The sequence below is a fragment of the Arthrobacter sp. BL-252-APC-1A genome (genome assembly GCF_009696625.1).
Classification (GTDB): domain Bacteria; phylum Actinomycetota; class Actinomycetes; order Actinomycetales; family Micrococcaceae; genus Arthrobacter_B.
In genome coordinates, this window is the sequence record NZ_VULS01000002.1 from 403,171 (window position 1) to 416,424 (window position 13,254).

A 13,254-nucleotide genomic window follows, 5' to 3' on the forward strand; every position below is an offset into this window, starting at 1 on the left:
CAGGATTGCTAACCATGCCACTACCTGCCAAGACCCCAGACCAAGGCAGGCCCCGGCGATGACCAGATACATTGCCCGCAGGGTCCTGCAGATGATTCCGGTGTTCTTCGGAGCCACGCTGCTGGTCTATTTCCTCGTTTTCTCATTGCCCGGTGATCCGATCGCAGCGCTGTTCGGCGACCGGCCGGTCAACGAGGTAGTTGCCGCGCAGCTGCGCGAACAGTACAACCTCGACCAGCCGTTCATCGTGCAGTACCTGCTGTATTTGAAGAACCTGCTCACCTTCAACCTGGGCAATGACTTCTCCGGCCGGCCAGTGGCCGAGGTCCTTGGTCAGATCTTCCCGGTCACCATGCGCCTGGCAGTGCTCGCACTGCTGTTCGAGGCAGTGTTCGGCATTGTCTTTGGCCTGATTGCCGGGCTGAAGAAGGGCCGTATCTTCGACGCCACGGTGCTTTTCGTCTCCCTGGTCGTCATTGCCATCCCGGTGTTTGTGCTTGGCTTCCTGCTGCAGTTCATCATCGGCGTCAAACTCGGGTGGGCGTCGCCAACGGTGGGGGCGAGTGCCGGCTGGAGTGATTTGATACTTCCCGCCGTCGTCCTGGGACTGGCGTCCTTCGCCTACGTCCTGAGACTGACGCGCACATCCGTCATCGAAAACATGAATGCCGACTACGTCCGCACGGCTACGGCCAAGGGCCTTTCCCGCGGACGGGTGGTCACCGTGCACATCCTGCGGAACTCCCTGATTCCGGTCATTACCTTCCTTGGAGCCGACCTCGGGGCGCTGATGGGCGGGGCGATCGTCACGGAAGGCATTTTCAACGTGCCCGGCGTCGGGCAGAAGCTCTACCAGGCAGTCATCCGCGGTGAAGGACCAACCATCGTTTCAATCGTGAGCGTACTGGTCCTGGTCTACGTGGTGGCCAACCTGCTGGTGGACCTGCTTTACGCCTGGCTGGACCCGAGGATCCGCTATGAGTAAGAACCAACGGACCCAGGAGCACTTCGTCGCCCCGGTGGATTCCGCCGGGCTGCCGGAAACTGACGCAGTTCAGGACGGCCGTGAGCCCCTGAGCATGTGGGGTGAAGCCTGGCGGAACCTGCGCCGCCGGCCACTGTTCATCATCTCCGCGCTGCTGATCCTGCTGATCGTTGCGGTTGCGGCCTTTCCGCAGCTGTTTACGCACACACCGGCAGACGGCGCCTGCTACCTGGCGGATTCAAACGCCGGACCCGCTCCGGGACACCCCCTCGGTTTCACGCTGCAGGGGTGCGACGTCTATGCCCGCCTGATTTACGGCACCCGGGCATCGCTGCTGGTTGGCGTGATCACCACCGTCTGCGTCGTGGTCCTCGGCGGATCGCTCGGCGCGCTCGCCGGGTACTACGGCGGCTGGCTTGACGCCGTGATTGCGCGGCTGGGTGACATCTTCTTTGCCCTGCCGCTGATCCTGGGCGCGATCATTGTGATGCAGCTGCCGATGTTCCGGGAGAACCGCAACATCTGGACAGTCGTCCTGACACTGGTGGTCTTCGGCTGGCCGCAGATCGCCCGGATCACCCGCGGTGCGGTCATCTCCGTGCGGAACGCTGACTTCGTCGTCGCCTCCCGGGCACTTGGCGTCTCCAAGTTCCAGGCGCTGGTGAAGCACGTCCTTCCCAATGCCCTCGCCCCGGTGATTGTCACCGCCACCATTTCGCTTGGCACCTTCATCGTGGCCGAAGCAACCCTGTCCTTCCTGGGGATCGGCCTGCCGCCGGACATCATGTCCTGGGGCAATGACATCTCCGCCGCCCAGACCTCGCTGCGGGCCAACCCTGCAGCGCTGCTGTGGCCTGCAGGTGCGCTGTCCGTCACCGTCCTCAGTTTCATCATGCTCGGCGATGCCGTCCGTGATGCCCTCGATCCGAAAGCCCGCAAGCTATGACATCCAACGCCCTGCAGCCGGACACGGATCCGGCCCCGCTGCTGGACATCCGCTCGCTCGCGATTTCCTTCGAAACTTCCAACGGCACGGTGGACGCGGTGCAGGACGCCAATCTGTCTGTCCTGCCGGGGGAGACGGTGGCGATCGTGGGGGAGTCCGGCTCAGGAAAATCGACGACGGCGCTCGCAGCCATTGGGCTGCTGCCCGGCAACGGGCACGTCAGCGGCGGGCAGATCATTTTCGACGGCGAGGACATCACCCATGCCGGCCCGAAACGGATCGTGGAACTGCGGGGCAACTCAATTGGCATGGTTCCGCAGGATCCGATGTCCAACCTCAACCCGGTGTGGAAGATCGGCTTCCAGGTCCGGGAAACCCTCAAAGCCAACGGCCGTCCTTCATCGGATGAGGACGTGGCCCGGGTCCTGAGCCAGGCGGGCCTGCCCGACGCCGGCTCCCGCGCCAAGCAGTACCCGCATGAATTCTCCGGCGGCATGCGCCAGCGGGCCCTGATCGCCATTGGCCTCTCCTGCTCGCCGCGGCTGCTGATCGCGGATGAACCCACGTCGGCACTGGACGTCACCGTGCAGCGCCAGATCCTGGATCATCTGGCTTCGCTCACCCGGGAGATGGGGACGGCGGTGCTGCTGATTACCCACGATCTTGGCCTGGCAGCCGAGCGCGCCCAGCGCGTTGTTGTCATGTACAAGGGCAGGGTGGTGGAGTCCGGCCCGGCACTGGAGATCCTGAGAAACCCGCAGCATCCCTATACCCGCCGGCTGGTGGACTCAGCCCCGTCCCTTGCTTCCAAGCGGATCGACACTGCGAAGGCGCGTGGCCTGAGCGCTCCGGACCTGCTCGCGGCTGACCCCGGCCAGCAATCCGGCAAGGCTACGGCGGCGGACGTCATCGAGGTCCGCAACCTCACCAAGGTCTTCAAGCTGCGCAGCGGACTGGGCCGGCATGCCGACTTCAGAGCCGTTGACGACGTGTCTTTCTCGGTAAAGAAGGGGACCACCACCGCCGTCGTGGGTGAATCGGGTTCGGGCAAGTCCACGGTGGCCCGTATGGTACTGAATCTCGAAACCCCTACCAGTGGAAGCATCCTCTTTGACGGTGTGGACATAACTACCCTGGACAAAAAGAGGCTCTTCGAGTTCCGCCGCCGGGTGCAGCCCATCTTCCAGGATCCGTACGGATCGCTGGACCCGATGTACAACATCTTCCACACCATTGAGGAACCTCTGCGGGTCCACGGCATTGGGAACAAGGAAAGCCGTTCCAGGAAGGTGCGGGAGCTGCTGGACCAGGTGGCGCTGCCCTCCTCGGTCATGCGGCGCTTCCCGAACGAACTCTCCGGCGGCCAGCGCCAGCGCGTCGCAGTGGCCCGGGCCCTGGCACTTGATCCCGAAGTCGTGATTTGTGATGAAGCCGTTTCTGCGCTGGACGTGCTGGTCCAGGCACAGATCCTGAACCTTCTTGCCGAACTCCAGGCCGACCTTGGGCTCAGCTACCTCTTTATTACGCACGATCTCGCGGTTGTCCGGCAGATTGCGGACGACGTCTGCGTTATGCAGAAGGGAAAGGTGGTGGAAACCGGAACGACGGACGAAGTCTTCAACTCACCGAAGCAGGACTACACCAGGGCCCTGCTGGCAGCGATCCCGGGGGCGGGCCTGGACCTGCCGCCCGAGGCCGCCTGATATCCGCCAAGGCGTTCACCGGAAGACAGCGCATTAGGGAACCTTTGGCAAAACGACTAGAATGGTATGGTGCCCGCTGACAGCGGCCTATCGGTGACTTCTTACACGTGTGTTCCAACGCAGCATTTGTACAGAACTGCCGGATCATCCGGAGCGACTCCGGACCACTGTGAATTATCCCCGAACTGTAACCAATGAATTGAGTCTTCACGCATGTCAGAAACCAACACGGCTGTGAACAGCGCAGTGCGTAGCGATCTCCGCAATGTTGCTATTGTGGCCCACGTTGACCACGGCAAAACGACCCTCGTCGACGCCATGCTCAAGCAGACGAACTCCTTCGCCTCGCACGGAGATGTCGAAGAACGCGTGATGGACTCAGGTGACCTGGAACGCGAAAAGGGCATTACCATCCTGGCCAAGAACACCACCGTGTTCTACAACGGCCCCGCTGCCAACGGCGAAACCATCACCATCAACGTGATCGACACCCCCGGCCACGCCGACTTCGGCGGAGAGGTCGAGCGCGGCCTGTCCATGGTCGACGGCGTTGTCCTGCTGGTGGACGCATCTGAGGGCCCGCTGCCGCAGACCCGTTTCGTACTCCGCAAGGCCCTTGCCGCGAAGCTGCCCGTGGTGCTCCTGGTCAACAAGACCGACCGTCCCGACGCACGCATCGACGAGGTCGTCAGCGAATCCATGGACCTGCTCCTGGGCCTGGCCTCCGACCTCGCGGACGAAGTTCCCGACCTGGACCTGGACCTGGTCCTCAACGTTCCCGTTGTCTACGCTGCCGCCCGTGTTGGCGCAGCCTCGCTGGAGCAGCCGGCCGACGGCCAGGCGCCCGCGAATGACAACCTGGAACCGCTCTTCCAGACCATCATTGAGCACATCCCGGCTCCGACCTACGATCCGGAAGGTGTGCTTCAGGCACACGTCACTAACCTTGACGCTTCTCCCTTCCTGGGCCGCCTGGCGCTGCTGCGCATCTTCAACGGCACCCTTCGCAAGGGCCAGCAGGTTGCCTGGGCCCGTCACGACGGCACCCTGAAGACCGTGAAGATCACCGAGCTGCTGGCCACGAAGGCACTCGAGCGTGTTCCGGCCGAATCCGCCGGTCCCGGCGAGATTGTTGCCGTCGCCGGCATCGAGGACATCACCATCGGTGAAACCCTCACCGACGTGGACAACCCCAAGCCGCTTCCGCTGATCACCGTGGATGATCCCGCGATCTCCATGACCATCGGTATCAACACCTCCCCGCTGGCCGGCAAGGTCAAGGGCGCCAAGGTCACCGCACGACAGGTGAAGGACCGCCTGGACAAGGAACTGATCGGCAACGTTTCCCTTCGGGTTCTGCCGACCGAGCGTCCGGATGCCTGGGAAGTCCAGGGCCGCGGCGAGCTCGCCCTGGCTATCCTCGTGGAGCAGATGCGACGCGAAGGCTTCGAGCTGACCGTTGGCAAGCCGCAGGTTGTCACCAAGGTGATCGACGGCAAGATCCACGAGCCGATGGAACACATGACCATTGACGTTCCCGAGGAATACCTCGGCGCCGTCACCCAGCTGCTGGCAGCCCGCAAGGGCCGCATGGTCAACATGGCCAACCACGGCACCGGCTGGGTCCGCATGGAGTTCATCGTTCCCGCACGCGGCCTGATCGGCTTCCGCACCCGTTTCCTCACCGAAACCCGCGGCGCCGGCATCTCGGCTTCCATCGCCGAAGGCTACGAGCCGTGGGCCGGCCCGATCGAATACCGCACCAACGGTTCCATGATCGCTGACCGCGCCGGCGTCGTGACCCCGTTCGCCATGATCAACCTGCAGGAACGCGGCTCCTTCTTCGTAGAGCCGACCTCCGAGGTTTACGAAGGCATGATCGTGGGCGAGAACTCCCGCGCTGATGACATGGACGTGAACATCACCAAGGAAAAGAAGCTCACCAACATGCGTGCAGCTTCCTCGGATACCTTCGAGAACCTGACCCCGCCGCGCAAGCTGACCCTCGAGGAATCCCTCGAATTCGCCCGCGAGGACGAGTGCGTGGAGGTCACCCCGGAGTCGATCCGCATCCGCAAGCTCATCCTGGACGCCAACGAGCGTGCCAAGGCCTACCGCGCCCGCGCAAAGGCCTAGTTCCATCGCCACGGCCCAAGCATCCGGTTCCCGGGTCCCGCGTTGGCGGGGCCCGGCTGCCGTGGTGCTTGGCGCCCTGGCGGCGGGCATCCTGGGAACATCACTGCACGCCCAGGTGCTCTATGCGGGGGACACTGCGCTGCCGCTCGGCGCGGTTGGGGCATTGATCTTCAGTGCCGCGGTTGCGTCCTTCGCAGGGCTCTGGACACGTTCGGTGGCTGTCAGCGCGGCCACCGGTGTCCTCACCTACGTCCTGCTCGGAACGTTCTCACTGGACATATTCAGCGGACCCCTGATCGTCACCGGAACCTCTTCCGGGCTGGACCTGCCGGTAGTCACAGCCGGGCAGATCTGGCTCTTTGGCCAGTCACTGGCCACCATTGCCGCCGTGCTGGTAACCGCCGTCGTGCTGCGCTCCGAAGCCCGCTTTGAACGCGCCTCGGCGAAGGAAAACACCCTTCCCTACGGCACCGATCCTGGTTACCGTCCGGGACCGGAACCGCTTAGCTAGCCAGGTCCCCTGAGAGTTTTTCACTGGTTCGGTCCCGGTGATGGGCCAGCATCAGTGATGTGGGTGTGCCGTCGGGGTCCGGACCGCGCAGGGCATAGTCATCGAAAACCGCACGCAGCTTGTCCATCAGGATGCGGCGGTTTTCCTCGTTAAGGCACAGGCCCATACGCACTACCTCGATGTCCGACGGGGGAAGCCCCTCGATTTCCTGCAGGAACGTCTCCACAAAGACCATGTTGGTGCCCTCAGGCAGTGAGGCTTTCCAGCTCAGGCCGGTGGCGCGGTAGGGAATTTCCTTGGCGCCGCGGTTCCCCGTGCGCGGTGTTCCGGCAGCGAGAAAACCGGTGCCCAGCAGGGTTCGTACGTGATGCAGGGCAGTGGCAGGATTCAGTTCCAGTGCTTCGGCGATTTCCTTGTTGGTCCGCTCGGCATGCAGGCACAAACGCAGAATCCGCAGCCGGACAGGGGAGCTCAGCGCTCGTCCCCGGGCCTGGATCACATCATCGTTTGGCATCATCCCAGCATACCCGTGCGGAGAGCCGGGCCTTTTTGCAGTGATCAGGCGGTTCGCGGACGCCGGCGCTCAGGAGCGGGCGGGACAGGCTTGCCGGCAGTCACCAGATTCCACGGAATCCGGACCGGACCCTTGCGGGTCATCAGGGTGCACCCCTCGGAATCCAGCGCAGTAATGGTTCCCAGCGCGTCCGTCAGTCCGCCGTCAATGCGGTAACGCACGACGGCGCGCTGCCCCGTGCCGGCGGCGCGGAGGCGTTCCTCGGGGGTTGGGGAAGTCACCGTTACATAGTACGCGGCGGTCTCCCGGCTGGGAGATAATGGAACGGACTACTAACGTGGAAGCATTACCTCGTGGAGATCTGCGGTTTCGCGGATAACCGCACACCAAGGAAGGCAAAGGGACGTGACGTACGTAATTGCGCAGCCATGCGTGGATGTTAAGGACAAGGCATGCATCGAAGAATGCCCCGTGGACTGCATCTACGAAGGTGAACGCTCCCTCTATATCCACCCGGATGAATGCGTTGACTGCGGCGCCTGCGAACCCGTCTGCCCGGTAGAGGCCATCTACTACGAGGACGACACTCCCGAAGAGTGGGCCGACTATTACAAGGCCAACGTCGAATTCTTCGATGACCTGGGTTCCCCGGGCGGTGCCGCCAAGCTTGGCAATACGCACAAGGATCATCCGATGATCGCCGCACTGCCGCCGCAGAACCAGGAATGAGCACTGCAGCCTCCGGCACTTTCGGCCTGAACCTGCCGGAGTACCCGTGGGAAGCCATGGCCCCATACGTGCAGCAGGCCTCTGCGCACGCGGACGGCGCCGTGAACCTCTCCATCGGAACTCCTGTGGACCCGACTCCGGAGTTCATCCAGGAAGCCCTTGCCGGCGCAGCCAACGCGCCGGGATACCCCACCACGCACGGAACAGCCGAGCTGCGGCAGGGAATTGCGGACTGGTTCTCCCGGCGCCGTTCCGTCCCAGGCCTGGATCCGCAGGACATCATGCCCACGGTTGGTTCCAAGGAACTGGTTGCCTGGCTCCCGCTGCTGCTGGGGCTGGGAGCGGGCGACGTCGTCGTGCGTCCCACCGTTGCCTACCCGACCTATGACATGGGTGCCGTCCTCGCAGGAGCCACCCCCGTCGCCGCGGACGACCTCTCTGAGCTCGATGACGAGACACGCTCGCGCGTCCGCCTGGTCTGGGTCAACTCTCCCGGAAATCCGACCGGCAGTGTCCGCGGCGCCGAATCGATGGCAGCCCTGGTGGACCAGGCCCGTTCACTGGGCGCGGTAGTGGCATCGGACGAGTGCTATGCGGAACTCGGCTGGGGCGAATGGGACACCGCGCGAGGCGGAACCCCGGTACCGTCAGTGCTCGATCCCCGCGTCAGCGGAGGCAGTAACGAGTCCCTGCTCGCTGTGTACTCCCTCAGCAAGCAGTCCAACCTCGCCGGGTACCGTGCCGCGTTCGTCGCAGGTGACGGCGCGATCATCGCCAACCTGGTGAACAGCCGCAAGCACGCCGGGATGATTGTCCCTGCACCCGTGCAGGCCGCGATGCTGGCGGCGCTGTCCGACGACCGGCACGTTGCGGAGCAGAAGGACAAATACCGTGCACGAAGGGAGATGCTGGTCCCCGCGCTGGAAGCTTTCGGCCTGAAGATCAGCAGTTCCGAGGCAGGGCTGTACCTGTGGGCCACCGCGGGCGAGGACACCTGGACAACCATTCAGCGATTCGCCGCACTCGGGATCGTAGTTGGCCCCGGCGTTATCTACGGAGACGCAGGCGCCGGTTTTGTCCGGGTGGCACTCACTGGAAGCGACGAACGCATCGCCGCAGCAGCGCAGCGGCTGGAGGCAGCGGCGCGCTGATTGGGCGGTTGCATTATGCAGTGATGTTGCGCTTGCACAACAAGATCGCTGCCGATTAGTGGTAACGCCCGGTAAACCGGTAGCGTTTTAGCGAAATAGATAACAGCACGAATGTGTACTATGGGCGCTCTTCTCACGAGGACGCGGGCCCGTAGCAGTGGGTTCTTCAAACTCCTGAAGGAGAAAAATGACTGAGCGACCAAGTGCCGAACTGCACTATGGGACCGAGCCGGCGGACAAGCTGGAGCTTCCCCGCATTGCGGCCAAGGAAGGCAACGACGGCTTTGACGTATCGAAGCTGCTGAAGCAGACCGGCACCGTAACGTTCGACCCCGGGTTCATGAACACCGCGGCCACGACCTCGGCGATCACCTACATCGACGGTGATGCGGGAATCCTGCGTTACCGCGGATACCCCATCGAGCAGCTGGCAAAGCACTCCAGCTTCCTCGAAACTTCCTACCTGCTGATCTACGGCAACCTGCCGACTCCCGCAGAGCTTGAAGCATTCGACCACCGGATCCGCCGGCACACACTGCTGCATGAGGACCTCAAAGGCTTCTTCGGAGGCTTCCCGCGTGATGCTCACCCGATGCCCGTGCTCTCCTCGGCAGTCAGCGCGCTGTCCACCTTCTACCAGGATTCCCTGGATCCCTTCGACGAGGAGCAGGTGGAGCTTTCCACCGTGCGCCTTATGGCGAAGCTTCCCGTGATTGCTGCGTATGCGCACAAGAAGAGCATCGGCCAGCCCATGCTCTATCCGGACAACTCCATGAACCTGGTGGAGAACTTCATGCGGCTCTCCTTCGGCCTGCCCGCCGAGCCGTACGAACTGAATCCGAAGCTGGTCAAGGCCCTGGACCTGCTGCTGATCCTGCACGCAGACCATGAGCAGAACTGCTCTACCTCCACGGTCCGCCTGGTCGGCAGCTCCAACGCGAACATGTTCGCTTCGATCTCCGCCGGCATCAGCGCGCTCTTCGGCCCGCTGCACGGCGGTGCCAACGAAGCCGTGCTGAACATGCTGCGGGACATCCAGTCCACCGGCATGCAGCCTGAAACCTTCATGGAGAAGGTCAAGAACAAGGAAGACGGCGTGAAGCTCATGGGCTTCGGGCACCGCGTCTACAAGAACTACGATCCGCGCGCCAAGATCGTTAAGGCAACGGCCCACGAGATCCTCGCGGACCTCGGCGGCAACGACGAGCTGCTGGACATCGCCATGCGGCTTGAAGAGAAGGCCCTCGCGGATGACTACTTCATTGAGCGCAAGCTCTACCCGAATGTGGACTTCTACACCGGCCTGATCTACAAGGCCATGGGCTTCCCGGAGAAGATGTTCACTGTGCTCTTCGCAATCGGCCGCCTGCCGGGCTGGATCGCCCAGTGGCGCGAAATGATGCAGGACCCGCAGACCAAGATTGGCCGTCCGCGCCAGTTGTACACGGGTGTCCCGGAGCGCAACTACCCGGAACGCTAAACAGGCACAGCCAGTGCCCAACAGGTTCTAAAAAGGACGGGTCCGCATCCTCACTGAGGATGCGGACCCGTCCTTCGCTGTACGTCCGGCGGCTATGCCTGGGTGGCGTACCCCTGCGGGTTCTGCTTCTGCCAGTTCCAGTGATCGCGGCACATGTCATCCAGGGACCGCCCGGCGGACCAGCCGAGCTCTGCCCGGGCTGCCGAGGGGTCCGCGTAGCTCACGGCGGCGTCTCCCGGGCGGCGCGGCGCGAACTCGTAGGGAACGTCCTTCCCTGCTGCCTTGGAGAAAGCGGCCAGGACCTCCAGCACCGAGGAGCCGTTGCCGGTACCCAGGTTCCAGCGCTTGACCCCCTTGCGTGCGGCAATGTAGTCAAGGGCCGCCAGATGTCCGGCGGCCAGGTCCATGACGTGGATGTAGTCACGCACACCGGTGCCGTCAGGAGTGTTGTAGTCGTTACCGAAGACCATGACCTTCTCCCGGCGTCCCACGGCGACCTGGGCGACGAAGGGCAGCAGGTTGTTGGGAACACCAGTGGGATCCTCGCCGATGCGTCCGGATTCATGCGCGCCGACCGGGTTGAAGTAGCGCAGCAGCGCGATGCTCCAGCGTTCATCCGAGGCCCCCAGGTCTGCCAGGATGTCCTCGATCTGTTCCTTGGTCCGGCCGTAGGGGTTCACCGCATCCATCGGCATATCCTCTACCAGCGGCACCTCTTCGGAAGCCCCGTAGACGGTGGCTGAGGAGCTGAAGACGATGGTGCGCACATCGTGCCGGTCCATGGCTGCCAGCAGGTTCAAGGTGCCTGCAACGTTGTTCCGGTAATAGTGCAGCGGCTTGGCCACCGATTCGCCGACTGCTTTCAGCCCGGCGAAGTGGATGACAGCTTCGGGGGAGTGCTCGGCAAAGATGGCTTCAAGTGCCTGCGGATCGAGCAGGTCCGCCTGGACGAACGAAGCCGTGCGTCCGGAGAGTTCCTGGACCCGGTTCAGGGATTCGGTGCTGGAATTGGCGAGGTTGTCCATCACAACAACGTCGTGCCCGGCCTGCAGCAGCTCGAGCGTGGTGTGGGATCCGATGTAGCCGGTTCCGCCGGTGACTAGTATTCGCATGGTTTCCAGCCTAGCTGGTCCGCCGGGCGGCCAGCCTGAGGGCCTGCCGGGTTACCCCTGTCTGCCGGGTTAGCCCTGTCTCCCGGGTTAGCCCTGCCCGCCCACGGAGGCCGGGGCAATGTGGATGGCCACCTGCGTGCCGGGAGCATCGGACGGAGTCCACGTGCCGCTTCCACGGGTCCAGGTCATGGAGTCGAATGAGACTTCATTGATGTTCAGTGCCTTGGCGTTGGCTACAGCCCACTGGGCCAGCGACCAGCCGTATTCCCCTGAAGCACCTACCACCAGGACCTCGCCGAGCACCATGGCCTGCTGCTCGCCGTACAGCGTGTTCATCGCCGCCAGGACAGCGTTCGGATCACCGGGGGCCTGCGCGGGATTGAGGGTGCAGGCCAGCGCCGCGGGCGATTGCCCGGTCAGGGCCGAAGCGAAAGCCCTTCCCTCAGGCTCATGGTCCGCGTAGGCATCCGGATAGGCGCTTCGCTGGACTGTCTGGGCGGCGACCGTAACCGGCAGGTCCTGGTACCCGGGAACTTCGACGAGAGCGTCGTAGAAGACGTTCACGGCGTAGACCGGGTCCATCACCTGCTCCTGGGAGCCCCAGCCCTGCGACGGCCGCTGCTGGAACAGCCCGCGCGAATCAGGTCCCGCGTCATCTCCGTAGTCCAGATTGCGCAGCCCGGATTCCTGCACCGCGGTGGCCAGTGCGATCGATGCCGCACGCGGCGGAAGACCGCGCGCAACGGCTACGGCAGCAATCGTTGATGCGTTGGCTGCCTGGTCCGGGTTCAGGGACCAGGAGGCGTCGTTGACAGTAGCGGTGCAGCGTTCGCGTACCGGCTTCTCCTCGTCCCGGCCCAGGGCCAGGACGAGGAGGTAGATCAGGACTGCGGCGGCTGCCGCAGCGGCAAGCAGCAGCACGCTGATGGTCCTGCGCCGTGCCGCCGGCTGGGGGTTGCGGGCCACGGCCCTGCCTCCTGGTCGGGGTCCTAGTTGGCGTGCAGCGCTTCGTTCAGTTCCACAGTTCGGGCCAGCCGCGGAAGGGCCTCAACAGCGCCGGTTGAGGAATTGCGCCTGAACAGCAGGCCCGGAACACCGGAGAGATCTGCTGCCTTGACGGTGCGGACTTCGTTTGTTTCGGGATCGGTGACGCTGACGCGTGTGCCGGCGGTGACGTACAGGCCTGCTTCAACAACGCTGTCATCGCCGATGCTGATACCCACACCGGAGTTGGCGCCCAGGAGCACACGCTCACCGACGGTGATCCGCTCCTTGCCGCCGCCGGACAGGGTGCCCATGATGGATGCGCCGCCGCCGACGTCGGAGCCGTCGCCAACGACGACGCCCGCGGAAATCCGGCCTTCCACCATCGAGGTGCCGAGGGTGCCGGCGTTAAAGTTGACGAACCCTTCATGCATGACAGTGGTGCCTTCGGCGAGGTGTGCACCCAGCCGGACGCGGTCTGCATCGGCGATGCGCACCCCGGTGGGCAGGACGTAGTCGACCATGCGGGGGAACTTGTCCACGCCGTAGACCGTGACTGCACCGCGGGCGCGCAGGCCCAGGCGGACCGAGTCGAAACCGGCAACCTGGCAGGGACCGAAGTTGGTCCATACAACGTTGGGCAGCACGCCGAAGATGCCGTCCAGGTTGATGGTGTTCGGCGCCGCAAGGCGGGCCGAGAGAACGTGCAGGCGGAGGTAGGCGTCTGCCGTCCCGGCGGGAGCCTCATCGAGGTTGATCTCGGTGCGGACTACCTCGCCGCGGGTTCCGCGGACTTCATCCGCCATGGACGCAGCGGCCTTCTCGAGATCGGCTGCGAGTTCTTCGCCTGCCTGGAGCGGGGCCAGCTCGGGGCGGGGGTACCAGACGTCCAGGAAGGTGCCGTCTGCGGCTACAGTTGCCAGTCCGAGACCGGACGCGGTGCGTGGGGAGGGGGCTGCTGAAGTGCTTGAAGTCATGGGTTCCACTCTACCGAGCGGTACTC

General features: G+C 63.9%; 13 protein-coding genes. 8 read left to right on the plus strand and 5 right to left on the minus strand.

Going from position 1 to position 13,254, the window contains the following annotated elements; genetic code table 11:
- Window positions 1-58: 58 nt before the first annotated feature.
- From FYJ28_RS04670 to FYJ28_RS04690, 5 genes are all read left to right on the plus strand, one after another.
- On the plus strand, window positions 59-985 hold the full coding sequence (locus FYJ28_RS04670) for an ABC transporter permease (protein ID WP_055239460.1): 927 nt from the start codon (window positions 59-61) through the stop codon (window positions 983-985).
- The gene (locus FYJ28_RS04675) at window positions 978-1,931 is read left to right on the plus strand and encodes an ABC transporter permease (RefSeq protein ID WP_055239461.1); all 954 of its coding nucleotides are present in this window, start codon (window positions 978-980) and stop codon (window positions 1,929-1,931) included. Before FYJ28_RS04670 ends, FYJ28_RS04675 begins: the two co-directional genes overlap by 8 nt.
- Window positions 1,928-3,634 carry a dipeptide ABC transporter ATP-binding protein gene (locus FYJ28_RS04680; protein WP_154578426.1) on the plus strand — a complete coding sequence of 569 codons (1,707 nt, stop codon included), beginning with the start codon at window positions 1,928-1,930 and terminating at the stop codon, window positions 3,632-3,634. Before FYJ28_RS04675 ends, FYJ28_RS04680 begins: the two co-directional genes overlap by 4 nt.
- Before the next feature lie 213 nt (window positions 3,635-3,847).
- Window positions 3,848-5,770 (plus strand): translational GTPase TypA, encoded by a 1,923-nt coding sequence (gene typA, locus FYJ28_RS04685; RefSeq protein WP_055239463.1) that lies wholly within the window; start codon window positions 3,848-3,850, stop codon window positions 5,768-5,770.
- 61 nt (window positions 5,771-5,831) lie between these two features.
- On the plus strand, window positions 5,832-6,281 hold the full coding sequence (locus FYJ28_RS04690) for a hypothetical protein (protein ID WP_152969836.1): 450 nt from the start codon (window positions 5,832-5,834) through the stop codon (window positions 6,279-6,281).
- On the opposite strand, the gene FYJ28_RS04695 is transcribed toward FYJ28_RS04690, so the two are convergent.
- Together FYJ28_RS04695 and FYJ28_RS04700 are read right to left on the minus strand one after the other, a co-directional pair.
- Window positions 6,274-6,795, minus strand: a complete 522-nt coding sequence (locus tag FYJ28_RS04695) for an ArsR/SmtB family transcription factor (protein WP_154578427.1) — start codon at window positions 6,793-6,795, stop codon at window positions 6,274-6,276. The two genes, FYJ28_RS04690 and FYJ28_RS04695, sit on opposite strands and share 8 nt — an antisense overlap.
- 44 nt (window positions 6,796-6,839) lie before the next feature.
- The gene (locus tag FYJ28_RS04700) at window positions 6,840-7,076 is read right to left on the minus strand and encodes a hypothetical protein (RefSeq protein ID WP_055239465.1); all 237 of its coding nucleotides are present in this window, start codon (window positions 7,074-7,076) and stop codon (window positions 6,840-6,842) included.
- 124 nt (window positions 7,077-7,200) lie between these two features.
- Here FYJ28_RS04700 and fdxA point away from each other — a divergent pair, with 124 nt between their 5' ends.
- From fdxA to FYJ28_RS04715, 3 genes are all read left to right on the plus strand, one after another.
- Window positions 7,201-7,524 (plus strand): ferredoxin, encoded by a 324-nt coding sequence (gene fdxA, locus FYJ28_RS04705; protein ID WP_055239466.1) that lies wholly within the window; start codon window positions 7,201-7,203, stop codon window positions 7,522-7,524.
- The gene (gene dapC / locus FYJ28_RS04710; RefSeq protein WP_055239467.1) at window positions 7,521-8,675 is read left to right on the plus strand and encodes a succinyldiaminopimelate transaminase; all 1,155 of its coding nucleotides are present in this window, start codon (window positions 7,521-7,523) and stop codon (window positions 8,673-8,675) included. Before fdxA ends, dapC begins: the two co-directional genes overlap by 4 nt.
- A 187-nt stretch (window positions 8,676-8,862) precedes the next feature.
- On the plus strand, window positions 8,863-10,155 hold the full coding sequence (locus tag FYJ28_RS04715; RefSeq protein WP_055239468.1) for a citrate synthase: 1,293 nt from the start codon (window positions 8,863-8,865) through the stop codon (window positions 10,153-10,155).
- A gap of 92 nt (window positions 10,156-10,247) precedes the next feature.
- Here FYJ28_RS04715 and galE read toward each other — a convergent pair whose 3' ends face one another.
- From galE to dapD, 3 genes are all read right to left on the minus strand, one after another.
- Window positions 10,248-11,267, minus strand: a complete 1,020-nt coding sequence (gene galE, locus FYJ28_RS04720; protein ID WP_055239469.1) for a UDP-glucose 4-epimerase GalE — start codon at window positions 11,265-11,267, stop codon at window positions 10,248-10,250.
- A gap of 87 nt (window positions 11,268-11,354) precedes the next feature.
- Window positions 11,355-12,233, minus strand: a complete 879-nt coding sequence (locus FYJ28_RS04725; protein WP_055239470.1) for a hypothetical protein — start codon at window positions 12,231-12,233, stop codon at window positions 11,355-11,357.
- A gap of 23 nt (window positions 12,234-12,256) precedes the next feature.
- Entirely contained in the window at window positions 12,257-13,228 is a 972-nt protein-coding gene (gene dapD, locus FYJ28_RS04730) for a 2,3,4,5-tetrahydropyridine-2,6-dicarboxylate N-succinyltransferase (RefSeq protein ID WP_055239471.1), read from the minus strand.
- Window positions 13,229-13,254: the final 26 nt, after the last annotated feature.

Excerpts from the sequence above, each read along its gene's own strand:
- dapC (WP_055239467.1), top strand. The coding sequence starts at position 7,521 with ATGAGCACTGCAGCCTCCGGCACTTTCGGCCTGAACCTGCCGGAGTAC.
- FYJ28_RS04715 (WP_055239468.1), top strand. The coding sequence starts at position 8,863 with ATGACTGAGCGACCAAGTGCCGAACTGCACTATGGGACCGAGCCGGCG.
- galE (WP_055239469.1), bottom strand. The coding sequence starts at position 11,267 with ATGCGAATACTAGTCACCGGCGGAACCGGCTACATCGGATCCCACACC.
- dapD (WP_055239471.1), bottom strand. The coding sequence starts at position 13,228 with ATGACTTCAAGCACTTCAGCAGCCCCCTCCCCACGCACCGCGTCCGGT.
- FYJ28_RS04680 (WP_154578426.1), top strand. The coding sequence starts at position 1,928 with ATGACATCCAACGCCCTGCAGCCGGACACGGATCCGGCCCCGCTGCTG.
- FYJ28_RS04670 (WP_055239460.1), top strand. The coding sequence starts at position 59 with ATGACCAGATACATTGCCCGCAGGGTCCTGCAGATGATTCCGGTGTTC.
- FYJ28_RS04675 (WP_055239461.1), top strand. The coding sequence starts at position 978 with ATGAGTAAGAACCAACGGACCCAGGAGCACTTCGTCGCCCCGGTGGAT.
- FYJ28_RS04695 (WP_154578427.1), bottom strand. The coding sequence starts at position 6,795 with ATGCCAAACGATGATGTGATCCAGGCCCGGGGACGAGCGCTGAGCTCC.
- typA (WP_055239463.1), top strand. The coding sequence starts at position 3,848 with ATGTCAGAAACCAACACGGCTGTGAACAGCGCAGTGCGTAGCGATCTC.